This window comes from Rathayibacter sp. AY1E3 (assembly GCF_002932235.1).
In the GTDB taxonomy this organism is placed as follows: Bacteria; Actinomycetota; Actinomycetes; order Actinomycetales; family Microbacteriaceae; genus Rathayibacter.
Genome location: NZ_PSVN01000010.1, coordinates 1 through 15,884 on the forward strand (window position 1 = coordinate 1; position 15,884 = coordinate 15,884).

Here is a 15,884-nt window from a genome sequence, read left to right on the forward strand (position 1 = left end):
CCGACCGCGTAGGGGACGTCGGCGCCGCGCGAGAACCGCCGCCTCTGCCACCACCGCCCGCGTGTGCCCGAAGACGCCGGACCTCCCCGTCGGCGAGCCCTTCGCGAGCCGGTGCGCGCCTCCTCCCGCCTCCGCCGTCGAGGCCCGGCTCCGGGCGCTCCTCGCCGAGCGGCTCGTCTTCGATCCGGCGCACACGGCGGTGCGTCTCGCGCGGCCGTTCTTCGAGCACTGCGAGGCGTGGCCCGACCTGGTGCTCGGCGAGCTGCGCGTCGCGATCGAGTACGACTCCACCGGCCGTCACGGACTCGAGCACGTCGGGCACCGCGAGGAGGCCGACCGGCGGAAGGACCGCGCGCTCCGCTCCGCCGGATGGGAGGTGGTGCGCATCCGCACGGGGAAGCTGCTGCCGCTCGGCCCACACGACCTGGTCGCCACGGGAGTCACGGCCGCGCTGGCGGACCGTCTGGTCGACCGGCTCCGCGATATCCGCGGTCCGCTGCTCGTCGACGCCTGGGGGCGCTGAGCGCGTCGCGCGGCGGCTGCGGGACGGTCCTCCGGGACCCGCCCCCGTCGCTCCCTCCCCGTCGCTCCGTGCAGGTGTCCGGCTCGGCGGAACGGGACCCGCGGACGCAGTGCCGGCGAGCGGGAACCGTCGCGTGGGAACCGGCGAGTCGGAGCGGTCGAGTCGTCGCCGCCGGCTCGCAGCCGACGCGTCAGAGCCGCAGGGCCAGCGCCTCGCTGCGCCAGCGGCGGTGCAGGGCCCAGGGGTCGGGCTCCCCGGCGCGCACGGTCTCGATGTGGGCGTCGAGCGCGGGGCTGCGCGCGAACCACTCGGTGCGCTCCAGGCGCTCGTCGGCGAACTGGGCGTGCCGGTGCTGCTCGAGTGCTCGCCCGCCGCGCTCGAACGCGAGGAGCTCCTCGTGCCGGAGCCGGTGGAGGCGCTGCCGGGGATTGCCGCTGGTGCCGATCTTGATCCGCTCGCCGAAGCGGATGTAGTAGACGACGTCGACCCGGGGCGGCGGGAGCTCGCCGTCGGGAGCATCGCCGAGCCGCCACTCGCAGGCGGCGCAGAGCCAGGCGGAGGGGAGTCGGACGCCCAGGCGGGACCCGCACGCCGCGCACGGCGAGGGCAGGGCGTCGATCACGCCGTCCTCGCGGGCGACCCAGTCGTGCGCGAGCTCGAGGTGCGCCGCGCAGAGCGCGAGGGGGGCGCCCGTCTCGGCCGAGGAGGCGCACCCTCCGATCGCGCACGCTGACATGCCGCCGACGCTAGGTGCGACCCCCGACATCGCGCCGCCGTCGACCGCGCCGCCGCGAGCACGCAGGAGTCGGAGTGCTCGCTCTCGAGGACGGTGGCACCCGCGCGCTCGCTGCCCGGCGGATCAGCTCAGGCGGTCGACCAGCGACGAGGCGAGGCCCGTGTAGCCGCCCGGCGTCAGCGCCAGCAGGCGCTCCTTCGCCGCGTCGCCGATGTCGAGACCCTGCACGAAGACGGCGAGGTCGTCGGCACCGAGGCGCTTGCCGCGGGTCAGGTCCTTCAGCAGCGCGTACGGGTCGGTGATCGAGGAGCGGCCGGCCGCCACCTCCGCGCGGATCACCGTCTGGATCGCCTCGGCCAGCACCTCCCAGTTGCCGTCGAGGTCGGCGGCGAGGGCGGTCGGGTCGAGGTCGATCTCGAGCAGGCCGCGGGCGATGTTGTCGAGGGCGAGGAGGGAGTGGCCGAACGCGACGCCGATGTTGCGCTGCGTGGTCGAGTCGGTGAGGTCGCGCTGGAGGCGCGAGGTGACCAGGGTCTGCGCGAGCGAGTCGAGCAGGGCGCTGGAGAGCTCGAGGTTCGCCTCGGCGTTCTCGAAGCGGATCGGGTTGATCTTGTGCGGCATCGTGGACGAGCCGGTCGCTCCGGCCTGGGGGATCTGCCGGAAGTAGCCGAGCGAGATGTAGGTCCAGACATCGGTGCAGATGTTGTGCAGGATGCGGTTCGCGTGCGCGGCCCTGCCGTAGAGCTCGGCCTGCCAGTCGTGCGACTCGATCTGGGTGGTCAGCGGGTTGAAGACGAGGCCGAGGGAGGTGACGAACTCCTCCGCGAGGGCGGGCCAGTCGGTGCCGGGGTCGGCGGCGAGGTGCGCGGCGAACGTGCCCGTCGCTCCGCTGAACTTGCCCAGGTACTCCGTCGCCTCGATCTGCGCGACGACCCGCTCGAGCCGGTACGCGTAGACCGCGAACTCCTTGCCCATCGTGGTCGGGGTCGCGGGCTGGCCGTGGGTGCGGCTGAGCATCGACTCGTCGCGGTAGCGGACGGCCAGCTCCCGGAGCGACGCGACGACCGAGCGCAGCTTCGGCAGCCAGATCTCGCCGACGGCCTGGCGGACCACGATCGCGTAGGAGAGGTTGTTGATGTCCTCGCTGGTGGCGGCGAAGTGGGTGAGCTCGGCGATGCGCTGCAGTCCCAGCTCCTCGAGCCACTGGCGGACGAGGTACTCCACGGCCTTCACGTCGTGGCGGGTGCGGGCCTCGAGGGCGGCCAGCTCGTCGATCTCGGGCTGGCCGAAGTCGCGGGCGCGGCGGCGCAGCTCCTCGGCGGTCGCCGCGTCGACGGGCTCGGAGCCGAAGAGGCGGCGGTCGGTCAGCGCCAGCAGCCACTCGACCTCGACGTGCACCCGCGCGCGGTTCAGCCCCGCCTCCGAGAGGTACTCGCCGAGCGACGAGACGGCACCGCTGTAGCGGCCGTCGAGGGGGCTCAGCGGCTGGGTGGGGAGCGAGGTCATGCGGTGGTGCCTTCCGGTTCTCAGGTGTCCTGCGCGAGGGCGGCGCGCGCGTCGGTGGAGTCGGGGCGGACCGAGCGGTTGCCGCGCAGTCCTGGTTCGATCTGGGCGAAGAGGGCCCGGCAGGCGCGCTCGATCAGCGCGAGCACCGAGTCGAACGCCGCCGCATCGGAATAGTAGGGGTCGGGGACGTCGCCCTGCGGGGAGAGGCCGGGCTCGAAGTCGAGCAGGCGGCGGATCTTCTGCCGGTCGACCTCGGTGCGCGCCCAGGAGCGCAGCGCGCGCTCGTGCCCGTGGTCGAGCGCGACGACCAGGTCGAACTCGGCGAAGCGGGACGGGTCGAAGAGCTGGGCGCGGTGGCGGCCCCCGTCGAAGCCGTGACGCTCCAGCGCCGCGAGGGCGCGGCTGTCGGCGTGCTCGCCGAGGTGCCATTCGCCGGTGCCGGCCGAGCTGATCTCGATCGTGGAGCCGAGCCCCGCCTGCTCCGCCAGGGAGCGCAGCACCACCTCGGCCATCGGCGACCGGCAGATGTTGCCGGTGCAGACGAAGCACACGGCGAAGGCCGAGGGCGCAGGGGAGTCGGGGGTCACCCGCCCATCATGGCGCACCGCGGCTCCTCCACAGCAGGCCGATCGCGGCCGTCGTCCACCGATGGCGCGCGACGCCTCCCGGGCGGCGGCGGCGCGGCCGATGCTGACTGCCGAGCCCGCGGTGTCAGTCCTGACGGCGGCGGAGGAAGGGGCGCAGGAGCAGGCCGATGAACCAGTTCACCAGGGCGAGCACGAGGGCGCCGAGCACGCCCCACCAGAAGCCGTCCACGACGAGGCCGAAGCCGAAGAGGCCGCTGATCCAGGCGGTCAGGAGCAGCAGGAGGCCGTTGACGAGGAACGAGACCAGGCCGAGCGTCAGCACGTACAGGGGGAATGCGACCACCCGCACCACTCCGCCGACGACGGCGTTGACGACGCCGAAGATCACCGCCACCAGCAGGTACGTGAGGACCGCCGCTGCGGGGCCCTCCTCGTACGGGTCCACGCGCACGCCCGCCACGACCAGGGTCGTGAGCCAGATCGCGACGGCGTTGGTCAGGAGGCCGAGGAGGAGTCTGCTCATGCCTCCACTATCCCCGCAGGCGGGGCGGGCCGCGAGCCGGGGCTCAGGTGAGGGGCCCGCCGATGGTCGGCTCGGGCGCAGGAGTGCAGAGGCGGGGGTCGTCGGCGCAGGTCCGCGGAGGGAGCACCGCGGTGGGCTCGGGCTGCGGCAGGGGCTCCGCCGTCGGCTGCGGGGCCTCGGTCGGCTCGGGGGCGGGCGCGGGAGCGCGGCCCGAGCGGCGGCAGCTGGAGGGGTGGATCGAGCGGACGGAGGAGTCGACGACGCGGCGCGCGCGGATCCGCTCGGGTCGGCGGGTGACACGGACCCGCGGCCGGTGGGTGACACGGACGTCGGGAGCCCCCGCGCGATCACGGCGGGCGGCGCCAGGAGGACGAAGGAGCCGTCGTCGGGGGCGGCCGCCGGCGCGAGCACCTCGGCGAGCCGGCCGCCGATCATCGGCGCGGCCCGGGGCAGGCGCGGCGAGGCGAGCTCGGCGCAGTCGGGGCACCAGGAGGAGCGGCGCCGCTCCCGGCCGGGACGGTGGCGCTGCTCCTCGGGAGTGGCGACGAAGACGTGTCCGGCGTCGCAGAGCCAGCACAGGTACACGTCGGCCGCGGGCGGGATCTGGCTGAGCACGATGCCCTCGTTGTACTCGGGCCGGTACTGCCGCACCAGGACGGGGTAGGACGCCCAGGCCTCCCGGTAGGTGCCGACCGCGTAGGGGACGTCGGCGCCGCGCGAGAACCGCCGCCTCTGCCACCACCGCCCGATCGCCTCCGCCACCCTCCGCACGCTACGCGCGACCACCGACGCGGAAGCGGCGCCCGCGTGCGCAGGCGGGATCTCGAGACGCCCTGCGGGCTGCTCCATCAGCATGCGCGGCGGAAGGGACTATCCGCCCGCGCGGCGTGCTCCCGGCCGACTGGGAGCGGCGGAGCCGTCCCTCGCCTAGTGTGCGGAGTCCTGCTCGTCGATGTCCGCGATCTCGGCCTCGTCCGGCTTGAAGGTCAGCGAGAACATGGCGATCGCGACGAGCACGACGATGAAGGCGACGCCGAACGAGATGAGCGCGATGACCGGCTCGCGGGTCGAGAGCATGACGACCAGGCCGACGAAGGCCGCCATCACCGCGGAGAAGCCGATGAGCTCGAGCGGGCGCAGGCGGTCCTTGCGGGTCGGCTGGAACGTGCGGGGCGTGAACTCGCCGGGGTCGCGCGCCGGGGCGGAGTCGGCCGCCGAGGCGCGGTCGGCGGGAGAGGCGGGGTCGGGCTGCTGGCCTTCGGCGGTCATCGGTCTCCTCCGGAGGTCGGTGTCGTGGGGGCGACGGGATCGTGTCCGGTGGCTGCGTCGGCGCCGGCGGCCCATTTGAGCGAGAACGCCGCGATGGCGAGGAAGACGGCGACCATCACGGCGTAGGCGCCGAGGAGGCCGACGGTGACGACGGGGTGGGGCGGGAGGAGTCCGAAGGCGGCGCCGAGGAGCATCGTGCCGACGCCGACGATCACGGAGTCGCGGGCGGCGAGGCCCTGACCGCGGCGGCCGCTCGAGAACTCGAGGAAGCCGGAGAGCAGCGCCCAGCCGGCGACGAGGGCGACGAAGGAGAGCAGGTTGGCGACCGGGAGCGCGACGAGCGCCGCGACTCCGGCGACCAGGGTGAGCACCGCGGAGCCGAGGGCGAGCGGGCGGGCCCGGCCGCTCCAGCTGCGGAGCCCGAGGGCGAGCGAGACGGCGCCGGTCGCGATCGCGAAGCCGCCGAAGACGGCGAGGCCGAAGGCGGGCCCGTGGTCGGGCGAGAAGGTGACGACGCAGCCGGCGACCGCCGCGATCACGGCGCGCGCGAGGGGCAGGGTCCACAGGCGGCGGTCGGAGTCGGCGGCGATGGCCACGGTCGAGCCTCTCTGGGATGGAGGGAGAAGGCGTCCGGGAGCGGACGGCTGGGCGCGCGACGGCACGGCGACGCGGACTCCAGCGATTTTACGCTCCCGCGGCTCCGCCCAGGCCCGGAGCGGGGCCCGGGGCGCGATCCGGGGCGAAGTCGCAGGCGGCTCAGCCGAGCCAGACCTCCTCGACCCGCGGGAACACGGCGTCGGCGGAGAAGCGCTCGCGGAAGCGCGCCCCGGCCTTCTCGACGACCTCGGCCCGGGCGTCCTCGTCGGTGATGAGCTCGGTCAGCGCGGCGGCGAGGCCCTCGACGTCTCCGGGCGCGACCACGCGGCCGCAGCCGTCGCCGAGGACCTCGGGGATGCCGCCGACCGCGGTCGAGACGACGGCCGCGTCGCGGGCGAGGGCCTCGAGGATGAAGATCGGCATCGCCTCGTCGCGCGAGGGCAGGACGGCGATGGACGCCTCGTCGAGCAGGGCGAGCAGGCGGGCGTTCTCGAGCGAGCCGAGGAACTCGATCCCCGGGACGCCGCGGTCGACGACCTCCGGCTCGCGGATCGGACCGGCGACAAGCAGGCGCCAGCCCTCCTTGCCCTCGACCTGCGCCCACGCCTTCTGCAGCACGTCGACGCCCTTGCGGTGGCTGACGACGCCGCCGAAGACGACGGTGCGGGTCTTCTCGCGCGGGGTGCCCTGCTCGAGCGCGTTGGGCACGAGGTGCACGCGCTCGGCGGGGACGTAGCGGCGGCAGATCGCCGAGGTCTCCTCCGAGAGCGAGATGATCTCGTCCGCGCTGCGCAGCACGTCCTTCACCAGGCGCGGGTGCGCGGCGGTGAAGGCGGCGAACTCACTGCCGTGCAGGTGGGCGACCGTGCGCAGTCCGAGACGGTGCGCGAGGCGGAGGAGGGACCCCTCGCGGAGGAACGAGCCGCGCTCCGAGAGGTGGACGACGATCACGGCGCCGGGCTCCCGGCGCGCGATCGCGACGATGCGGGCGGCGGCGCCGGCGGCCAGGCGGGCCGCGGCGACGTGCTCGCCCGGAGCGGTCCGGGAGGAGATCACCCGGACGTCCGAGCGCTCGAACGGCCAGCGGAGGTACCCGTTGACGACCTGCGTCATGCCTCCGGGGACCTCTCCGCTGCGGCCGACGTGGTACACCCGCGTCTTCGGGCCGGCAGGGGCTGCCGCGGCGGCCGGGCGGCTGCGGGGCGGCACGGCGAGCAGCGCCTGGATGTCGTCGCGGACGCCGCGGAGGCGCCCGCGGGCGACGAGCAGCTTCTCGAGCAGCTCGCTCCGGCGGGCGACGACGGCGGAGAAGGTCTCGACGCCGGCGGCCGGGGTCGTCCGGGACATGTCGACCGTGACGTCGTGGATCCCGATGGTCTCGAAGTGGCGCGAGGCCTTCGTCGATCCGTCCATCTGCAGGCTCACCGGGGCCGCGCCCTCGGTGAACGCCATGATGATCACGTGCAGCCGGTCGCTCATCGCGACGCGGGCCGTGCGGTAGAGCTCGCGCAGCAGGATCTCGTGCTCGTCGTGGGTGTGCGCCGGATCCCAGTCGAGGATGTCCGCGTCGAGGTCGGCGGCGAGACGGCGGGAGCGCTCGGCGTCGACGGCGACCTGCGTGACGACGACGATGTCGAGGTCCTCGCGCTCGGCGAAGCCCTTGATCGCGGCCAGCCACTCCTGCTCGGGGTAGGGGCGGGCGTCCACCTCGTGGTCCTCGCGGAGGGAGAGGACCAGAACGCGCCGCTCCTCGTCGGGCTGCGCGGCGAACGCGGTCAGCTCCGCGTCGCTCGAGCCCTCGCCGTAGCCGAGGTCGGGCATGGCGGCGCCGACGCGCATGTAGCCGGCCGTCTTGTCGTCGCGCCAGCGGGTGTAGCTCGAGAGCGCCATCGAGGGCCACATGATCGCGCGGGGCAGCGGGGCGAAGTTGCGGGTGCCCACGCCGGCGCGGATCACGCGGCCGCCGCCGAGGCGCACGAGGGCGATGCCCGGGAGCATCACGAGGTGCTCCTTCATCCCGATCAGGGTCAGCTGGATCTCTCCCGGCTTGAACACCGAGTTCGCCCGGCCGGCGAGGGCCTCGCGGGCGAGCGCCGCGTACCAGCGCAGGAGCGAGCGGTACACCGTGTCGTCCGGGCCCAGGCGCAGGCCGTCGTCGTAGCCCCACGGCGAGTGGCCCACGTAGACGTGGAGCGGACCCGACTCGCGGAGCCAGTCGAGGAGCTGGCGACGCAGGATGATGTCGCCGATGTTCTCGTACTGGCCGCGGCCGACGGCGAAGATCGATCGGGCAGGTGTCACGGGCGGGCCTTTCGGAGGGGTTCGCGTGGGGGTGACCGGTGCGGAGCGGGGAGCGTCGCGGGTCTCCCCGGTCGATCCTCCTGCCGCGCTGCCGTCGTGGGCCGGGCCGGCCGGGCTCCGCAGGAGCGGGCTCGGGGCCGATGGCGCCCCGGGCAGACTAGCGCAGGCGGGCTCGGCGGCTCGAGGAGGAGTGCTCGCGTCAACAGCCGTTGGTGACCAGGAAGGCCTTGAGGAACGCGCCGGTCTGGTAGACGTACTGGTTCACCAGGTAGTCCAGGCCCATCGGCTCGCCCGAGGGCACCATCGAGAGCTCGCCGGAGTAGCAGCGCTCGATGATCATCTCGGCGCGCACGAGGTGGGAGGCGTTGGTGATCACGATGACGTGGTCCCAGCCGTACTGCTCGGCCATGTCGCGCAGCTGCCGGGCCTCTCCCTGGGTCGTGAGCGGGTCGGCGGAGTAGCAGAGGACGTCGCCGCCGGGCTCGTTGCACTTCTTGTACTTCTTGGCCTCGTAGGGAGCGTTCATCTCGCCGGGGCCGACCGAGAGCACCATCGTGTCCGTCGCCCCGGAGGTGATGATCCGGCGGGCGAACTCGACGCGTGCCCTCGTGGAGGGGCCCAGCACGAAGACCGCGTCCGCCTGCTCAGGGATCGGGTCGATCGGGGGCGTGACGTAGAGCGGGATCCCGGCGCCGAAGAGGGCGAGCACCACGAGGGGGACGAGCAGGAGCCGTCCGATCACGGTGCGAGCGCGGACCCGGGGGCAGCTCGGGCGCTCCCGGGACGGCGGGGTGGACGGGCGGTCGCCGGTCGCGGTCGTGGCCGTGTCCATCGCGTCCTCCCTCTCGTCGGGACCGCCGCTCGCCCGCGGCGGGTGATCCGCGACGCGGGTGCGACGGCGATCACCAGTGGAGAGCCCATCATCGCAGTGTTTCGGCGAGGGGTCGGCCCGGTGAACGCCCGGTCAATTCTCTCGCCCAGCGGCCCGGCCCGGGGCCGTGTCCAGAGTCGCCGGGTAGGGTCGCCGTTCCTCGACCGAGCAGCACTCCCCCTCGTCCATTCCGCGGACGGGCATTCCCGGAGTCCCCTCCCGATCCGACATCCGCCCTCCGATCCGTCGTCGACAGCGCGTGTGACCGTTCCGTATACACGCATGCGCGGCGGTCCGCCAGTCCTTCAGCGGAATCGCTGATATAAGCCCGACCACCACGCCCGAATGGGGTACTACAACCTGAATCCGTCTCATCCAGCCATCAGTCGCAAGGCCCGTCTATAGCGTCGGGAGGACCAGCACCACCCCCTTGAGCAGCCCCCTCGAACCGCCCCCGACGCCCCCTCGAAGACCCGGAGCCGATCGTGAATCCTCAGACGACGCCAGACCCGACCCGCCCTCGCCGACGACGCGCACGCCTCTCCCTCACCACCGCTCTGATCGCCGCTCTCGGCATCCTGGTCGCCCCCCTCACGGCGCCCGCCGCCTCCGCGGCCACTCTCGACCCGGGCGCCGGGCAGAGCACGCGGATCCAGGAGACGAACTCCTCGCTGACCTACAGCGGCTCGTGGCGCACGATGACGGGCGGCGACAGCGGCGGCGGGATCAAGTTCCTCAACAGCACCGGCTCCGTCTCGTTCAGCTTCCGCGGCACCGGCTTCAGCTGGGTCAGCCGCACCACCGCCTCCGCCGGCATCGCCACCGTCACGGTCGACGGCGCGAGCACCTCGGTCGACCGGTACACGAAGACCACGGCGTACCAGGTCCCGGTGTTCACGAAGAAGGACCTCGCCGACACCGTCCACACGGTCAAGATCGCCTGGAGCGGCACGGCCAACAGCTCCGCGAGCGACAAGAACCTGGTCATCGACGCGTTCGACATCACCCGCGCGACTCCCGCCACCGAGGAGCCGACCGACGAGACCGGCGGCGGCGAGGACGACGGCCCCGTGCTCGATCCTTCCGGAGCGACCAGCCTCCTCGTGCAGGAGACCGACCCCGCGCTGCAGTACACCGGCTCGTGGAGATCGATGGCGGGCGGCGACAGCGGCGGCGGGATGAAGTACCTGACCTCCGCCGGATCGGTGAAGTTCACCTTCGTCGGCACGTCGTGGCGCTGGATCAGCCGGAAGACCTCCTCCTCCGGCATCGCCGCGGTCTCGGTCGACGGCGGACCCGTCACCAAGGTCGACCGCTACAGCTCGACCGCGCAGTACCAGGTGCCGGTCTACGAGACGACCGACCTCGCCGAGGGCACACACACCGTGACCATCTCCTACACGGGGACGAAGAACTCCCAGTCGACCGACAAGAACCTGATCATCGACGCGTTCGTCCTCGCCGAGGACGGCCTCGCGACCGACGCCGTGGAGCTCTCCCCCCTGACCGACGGCTACACCGTCGCCTGGGACGCGCCCTTCAGCTCGCGGGTCGTCTCGTACGACGTGCACCGCTCGAACGAGGACGGCTCCGGCGACACGGTCGTCGGCACCGTCGCCGACCCGGTGCGCCAGTACCGCGACGAGACCGCCGAGGCGGGACGCGCCTACACGTACACCGTCACGGCGACCGACGACGCCGGCCGCGACTCGCGGCTGAAGGAGTCGGCCACCACCTCGGCCGACATCCTCGCCTCCCGCGCCTCGCTGCTCGCGGCCTTCGACTGCCCCGCCGCCACCAAGACGGTGTCGACCTCGGCGCAGCTCGTCACGGCCCTGACCAACCCCTCCTCCGGCGACGTCATCCGCCTGGCCGACGGCGTCTACACCGGCAAGTTCGCCCTCCGCGGCACCGCCGCCCAGCCCGGCTCGATCTGGATCTGCGGCTCGCCCAACGCGGTCCTCACCTCCGGATCCACCTCGAGCGGCACCGCACTCATCCTGAACACGGTGAGCGACGTGCACCTCGTGGGCTTCTCGGTCCGCAGCTCCTTCCAGGGCATCCAGGTGCTCGCCAGCAAGGGCGTCCAGATGGCCGGCCTGACGGTGAGCGAGATCGGCTACGAGGCGGTCCACTTCCGCAGCCAGACCACCGACTCCCTGATCGTCGGCAGCACCATCCGCCGCACCGGCCTCGTCTCCGCCAAGTACGGCGAGGGCGTCTACGTCGGCACCTCCGACCGCAACTGGTGCGAGTACAACAGCTGCAACCCTGACCGCACGGCCCGCATCGCGGTCGTGGACAACGCGATCAGCGACACCGGCGCCGAGCCGATCGAGGCCAAGGAGGGCACCCTCGACGGCGACATCATCGGGAACACGGTCCTCGGCGGATCGCGGCTCGCCTCGGACGTCGTCTCGCTGATCCTGGTCTCGGGCAACAGCTGGCTTGCCGCGGGCAACTCCGCCGCGGGCACCACCACCTACGGCTACCAGGTGATCACCCGCGCCGACGGCTCGGGCAACGACAACACCATCAGCGGCAACCTCGCGCTGAAGACCAGCAACGCGGTGGTCTACCTCCACCAGCCGTCCAACTGGTCCACCAGCGGCAACACGCTGAGCTGCTCCAACTCCGGGAAGGACCTGATCGGGAACGTGGCCTGCACGCCGTGACCTGATCCGCTCCCCGCGCGCAGAACCGCCGCCGTCGTCCCCTCGACGGCGGCGGTTCTGCGTCTGCCCGCCTCCCGCCGACCACGCGGGAGTCGGCGGAGTCGCGCGCCAGTACGGCGACTTCTGCGGACTCGCGGGGTGAGCGGGCTCCCGGGAGCCGGTTCCGGCCACGGCGGGCGCTGGAGAGGGCTGGACGGGCCGGGCAGGTCCCGGGGAGTCGAGCGGGCCCGGACGGCGACGCCGCCTCCTGTCGAGTCCGCGGAAGTGGGCGGAGTCGCGCGCGAGTACTGCGACTTCTGCGGACTCGCGGGGTGAGCGGGCTCCCGGGAGCCGGTGAGGCACGTGATCAGGCCACGGCGGGCGCTGGAGACGCTGAGGAAGGACGGACCGGTCGGTCGGCCCCGGAGAGCCCGCGGGCCCGGACGGTGACGCCGCCTCCTGCCGAGTCCGCGGAGGTGGGCGGAGTCGCGCGCGAGTACCGCGAGTTCTGCGGGCTCGCGGAGTGAACGGGCTCGCGGAGGGGTGGAGGGGGCTGGAGTGCCGGCCAGGCGTCGGAGGGGCCGGCTGGGCCCGGAGAGAGGGCAGCCGGGCCCCCGCCGGGCACCGCGCAGTCCCCGGACGCGGAAGAGCGCACCGCGGCCGGGGCCGGGGTGCGCTCTTCCGCAGCGTGCGAGGACGCGATCAGACGATCGCGGGGGCCTTCTGCAGCTTGTGGCGGGCCAGGACGACTGCGCCGACCACGGGGGTGCCGGCGGTCTCGATCCAGTGCACGTCGGCGGCGGCCTGGGGCGAGTCGACCTTGCCCTCGATCAGGACGAGGACGGCTCCGTCGGCAACGCCGCGGAAGGTCGGCGACTGCTCGGTCGCGCCGAGGGTGCCGGTGACGATCAGGACGATGTCGTAGACCTTCTCGAGCTCCTCGACCAGCGCGCGGAGGGCGTCGGTCGGCATCGGCGTGCCGGCCTGGGCGCCGCCCGCGGGGAGCAGGTCGACGCGGTCGGTCGAGCGCTTGATGATCGCGTCGTCGAGCGAGGCGGCTCCGGCGAGCACCTCGCGCAGGCCCGGGCGTCCGCCCGAGGCGGAAGCGAGAGCCGAGCCCTCGGCGGTGCCGTCCACGATCACGACGGACGAGCCGAGCACGGCCAGCGCCTTGGCGAGCAGCACCGCGCTGGCGGTGTGCGGGGTCTTCTCGGACGCCGGGGCGATCGCGAAGGAGGAGTACGAGCGGGTGCGCGCGATGGCGGAGAGCTCGAACGCCACGGCCGAGTAGCGGGCCGGGATCTCGGTCGAGTTCAGCATCTCGTCGAGCTTGGTGGCCTTGACCGGGACGATGCCCAGCAGCGGCCGGTCGATCGCGGAGCGGACGTCGTCGCCGCTGCGGAGGCGGCGGTCGAGGGCGGTCATCACGATCGCCACTCCCACGCCGACCACGGCGCCGCCGAGGATGCCGAGCGCGAGCAGGACGAGGATGCCACCGGTGACCGGCAGCTCCGGCGGGAGCGCCTGGCTGAGCACCTGGAGCTGGATCTGCGGGACGGCGACGCCGTTCGTGGTGGTCGCCGGATCGGCGCCCTTCACGGCCGCGTCGAGCTGGGCGGCGATCGCGTTCGCGATGACCGCGGCCTGCTCGGGCGAGGGGTCGGTGGCCGAGATCGTGATGACCACGGACTCCGGCTCGGCGAGGACGGTCACGCGCTTGGCGAAGTCCTCGATGGGCTCGTCGATGCCGAGGCCGTCGATGACGCCCTGCAGGACGGTGTCCGAGGTGCCGAGGGCGACGGAGGTGACCGTGGCCTGGGAGGCGGCGCTGTTGGCCGCGACCCGGTCCGCGGTCGAGAGGACTCCGGACGAGGAGACCGCGACGTACACGCGTGCGTCCGCCTTGTACTGCGGGAGGAGGACGGCGTTGAGTACCAGGGCCGCCACGGCGCCGAGCAGAGCGAAGGCGACGATGTAGACCCACCTCCGGCCGATGCCGGCGAACAGTCCGTTCAAGGTCATGGTGTGTGGTGTCCCTTTCGTCGACTGCACCGGAGTGCAGGGGGTCTGACTGTAGCGTCGTGATGTGTCGTCCGCGTTGCGCGGAACCGGCCGCGAGGTTTCGCGCGGGAGCGGTGGATCAGAGGTGTGCCTGCAGGAAGGCGAGGATCGCCTTCTTGTTGTTCGGGGTGTTGTTCTGGAGCCCGTGGTGGCCGGAGCCGTCCACGCCGACCTCGGACGCCACTCCGGCGTCCTGCAGGGCGACCTGCATCGCGTCGGCCTGCTCGACCGGGACGAGCTCGTCCTCGGAGGTCAGCCAGATCTGCGGGGCGTCCGTGGAGTCGACCGAGGTGATCGGCGACGCGGGGATGCTCTGCGGGCAGGTCGTCGAGTCGATCTCGTCGCAGTCCAGGTAGGAGAGGATCTGCTCCTTCGCCTCGGGCACCGGCGTGCCCAGCGACATCCCGGTCTCGGTCATGTCGGCGACCGCCGAGAAGGCGACGACCGTCTTGACCCGCGAGCCCTCGGTGAGGGAGCCCTCGCCGAGCGTGCCCATGGTCGCTCCGATGATCGCTCCGGCGGAGCTACCCATCACGCCGATGCGGGCGGGGTCGAGGCCGAAGCGCGTGACCTGCGCGGGCTCGCGCAGCCACTCCACGGCGGCCTGCGCGTCCTCGATCTGCCCGGGGTACCGGCTGTCCTGGAGGAGGCGGTAGTCGACGGAGACCGAGACGAAGCCGCGCTCGGCGTAGTACTCGCAGAGCTCGGTCATCCCGCCCTCGTCGCGGGCGCCGTCGACGAACCCTCCGCCGTGCAGCATCAGCAGCGCGGGGCGGTCGGTGCCGCCCGCGGTGGGGAGGCAGGCGTCGGCCTTCAGCGAGACGCCGTCGACCGAGCGGTACTCGATCGCCTTCTCCGTCGTGAAGCCGTCGGGCGTGCGGACGGGCTCGGGCTGCGAGGAGCAGCCGGCCAGCCCGAGGGCGACGGCCACGACGGCCGCCAGGACTCCGGCTCTGCGTGCTCGTGTCGTCTTCACTCGTGGGACTCCGCTCTCTTCTTCTCGTAACTGGGGGAGGTGCCGGGCTCATCGGCCGGGACCGCGACGGGATCGGAGACGACTCCGGGGCCGCGCGCAGGGACGGGCACGGGCTTGCGCCGCTTGCCGGGGCCGCCGAGGGCGGCCGGGGGGACGTAGATCCACTTGACCTTCGAGAGGTAGCGGGTCACGAAGAGCGAGAGGACGACCGCGAGCACCATCACGACCAGCAGCAGCGGCACCTCGAAGCCGCCGATCTCGGATCGGTCCTCGGGGAGGATCACCCGCAGGATCGTAATGGCGATCACGATGAAGTAGAGGTGCAGCAGGTAGATGTGCAGGCTGCGCTCGCCGCAGATCGTGAAGAAGTTCAGGAATCGCACTCGGGAGAGGGCCCGCGACACGAGGATGCCCATCGCGACGGCGGCCATCTGGCCGGCGAGTGCGAGGAACGGCACCCAGCGGATCGGGAAGAGGAAGAGCACCGCGCTCAGCACGACGAAGACCGGAGTGACGTAGAGGAACGCGCGGCTCCCCTTCTGCTCGACGAAGTCGATGATCCTCTTCGAGTAGAGCGTGCCCACCAGGAAGAAGACGAACAGGGCGCCGATGCGGTTCCAGCCCACGTTGGTCGTGTTGAGGAGACCGGTGGTGAACATCGTCCCCATCACCGCGGCGAGGGCGACCTGCACGCGGTGGTCGACCTTGCGCAGGAGCCACGCGCCGAGCGTGAAGAGGACGAGGCCGTAGATGAACCAGTAGCTGCTGCTGGGCCAGAAGAACAGCAGGAGCAGGTTGAGCGGGTCGGTCGCGGGGAGCTCGCCGAGTCCGCCGTTCGCGAGCGGCACGACCAGGTAGAAGGCCATGCGGATCACGGACCAGACCACGTAGAGCCAGAGCAGCGGGTAAAGCCTGCGACGCCAGAGGTCGGGGAAGCTCCAGGTGCGGATGCGCGAGCCGAACAGGCCGGACACCAGGAAGAAGAGGGGCATCGGGAAGAGCTCGAACACGACCTTGATGCGGCCGAGAGTGTTCTCGACCCCGATGTCGCCGAGGTACAACGACGTGTGGTAGTACACGACCATCAGGATGGCGGCACCCTTGGCGAAATCCACCCATTCGCGTCGGGCCCCGCCCGCAGGCTTCAGCAGCTTCATTCTCTCCCCCTTGTGCCCGGTCGTACCGCTCGTGAATTCCATCCGAGGTGAACAAGGCTCAGAGAAGGACGCAGGCTCGGTCGCAGAATGCGACCGAGGATCAAGACTAAGGGTGTACCGTCT

At 72.5% G+C, this 15,884-nt stretch carries 12 protein-coding genes and 1 pseudogene; 2 read left to right on the forward strand and 11 right to left on the reverse strand.

Annotated elements, in window-relative coordinates; translation table 11 throughout:
• Nucleotides 1-523 (forward strand): annotated as a pseudogene (locus C5C53_RS09870) (endonuclease domain-containing protein); the annotation flags it as partial.
• A gap of 190 nt (nt 524-713) precedes the next feature.
• On the opposite strand, the gene C5C53_RS09875 reads toward C5C53_RS09870, so the two are convergent.
• The 8 genes from C5C53_RS09875 to C5C53_RS09915 form a co-directional block, all read right to left on the reverse strand.
• The gene (locus C5C53_RS09875) at nt 714-1,259 is read right to left on the reverse strand and encodes a GIY-YIG nuclease family protein (protein WP_104233549.1); all 546 of its coding nucleotides are present in this window, start codon (nt 1,257-1,259) and stop codon (nt 714-716) included.
• Nucleotides 1,260-1,382: 123 nt separating this feature from the next.
• A complete protein-coding gene (purB, locus tag C5C53_RS09880; protein WP_104237969.1) occupies nt 1,383-2,765 on the reverse strand; it encodes an adenylosuccinate lyase in 1,383 nt (460 codons plus the stop codon).
• A 20-nt stretch (nt 2,766-2,785) separates the two neighbouring features.
• Nucleotides 2,786-3,352 (reverse strand): low molecular weight protein-tyrosine-phosphatase, encoded by a 567-nt coding sequence (locus tag C5C53_RS09885; RefSeq protein ID WP_181127746.1) that lies wholly within the window; start codon nt 3,350-3,352, stop codon nt 2,786-2,788.
• A gap of 124 nt (nt 3,353-3,476) precedes the next feature.
• The gene (locus C5C53_RS09890; RefSeq protein ID WP_104225199.1) at nt 3,477-3,875 is read right to left on the reverse strand and encodes a phage holin family protein; all 399 of its coding nucleotides are present in this window, start codon (nt 3,873-3,875) and stop codon (nt 3,477-3,479) included.
• Nucleotides 3,876-4,802: 927 nt separating this feature from the next.
• Entirely contained in the window at nt 4,803-5,144 is a 342-nt protein-coding gene (locus C5C53_RS17445) for a hypothetical protein (protein WP_258075407.1), read from the reverse strand.
• Nucleotides 5,141-5,740, reverse strand: coding sequence for a DUF308 domain-containing protein (locus C5C53_RS09905; RefSeq protein ID WP_104225185.1), 600 nt, complete (start codon nt 5,738-5,740; stop codon nt 5,141-5,143). Before C5C53_RS09905 ends, C5C53_RS17445 begins: the two co-directional genes overlap by 4 nt.
• A 160-nt stretch (nt 5,741-5,900) precedes the next feature.
• The gene (locus C5C53_RS09910; RefSeq protein WP_104226626.1) at nt 5,901-8,042 is read right to left on the reverse strand and encodes a glycosyltransferase family 4 protein; all 2,142 of its coding nucleotides are present in this window, start codon (nt 8,040-8,042) and stop codon (nt 5,901-5,903) included.
• A gap of 199 nt (nt 8,043-8,241) precedes the next feature.
• The gene (locus C5C53_RS09915) at nt 8,242-8,874 is read right to left on the reverse strand and encodes a YdcF family protein (RefSeq protein WP_104225187.1); all 633 of its coding nucleotides are present in this window, start codon (nt 8,872-8,874) and stop codon (nt 8,242-8,244) included.
• Nucleotides 8,875-9,398: 524 nt separating this feature from the next.
• Between C5C53_RS09915 and C5C53_RS09920 the strand changes: the two genes are divergently transcribed.
• On the forward strand, nt 9,399-11,588 hold the full coding sequence (locus C5C53_RS09920) for a hypothetical protein (protein WP_104222486.1): 2,190 nt from the start codon (nt 9,399-9,401) through the stop codon (nt 11,586-11,588).
• A 681-nt stretch (nt 11,589-12,269) separates the two neighbouring features.
• Here C5C53_RS09920 and C5C53_RS09925 read toward each other — a convergent pair.
• The 3 genes from C5C53_RS09925 to C5C53_RS09935 all read right to left on the reverse strand — a co-directional run bounded on the left by C5C53_RS09925 (nt 12,270) and on the right by C5C53_RS09935 (nt 15,761).
• Entirely contained in the window at nt 12,270-13,589 is a 1,320-nt protein-coding gene (locus C5C53_RS09925; protein WP_104222485.1) for a Wzz/FepE/Etk N-terminal domain-containing protein, read from the reverse strand.
• 118 nt (nt 13,590-13,707) lie between these two features.
• Nucleotides 13,708-14,604 carry an alpha/beta hydrolase gene (locus tag C5C53_RS09930; RefSeq protein ID WP_104247646.1) on the reverse strand — a complete coding sequence of 299 codons (897 nt, stop codon included), beginning with the start codon at nt 14,602-14,604 and terminating at the stop codon, nt 13,708-13,710.
• Nucleotides 14,601-15,761 (reverse strand): acyltransferase family protein, encoded by a 1,161-nt coding sequence (locus C5C53_RS09935; protein ID WP_181074569.1) that lies wholly within the window; start codon nt 15,759-15,761, stop codon nt 14,601-14,603. The genes C5C53_RS09930 and C5C53_RS09935 overlap by 4 nt, the downstream gene beginning before the upstream one ends.
• Between the last annotated feature and the right edge of the window lie 123 nt (nt 15,762-15,884).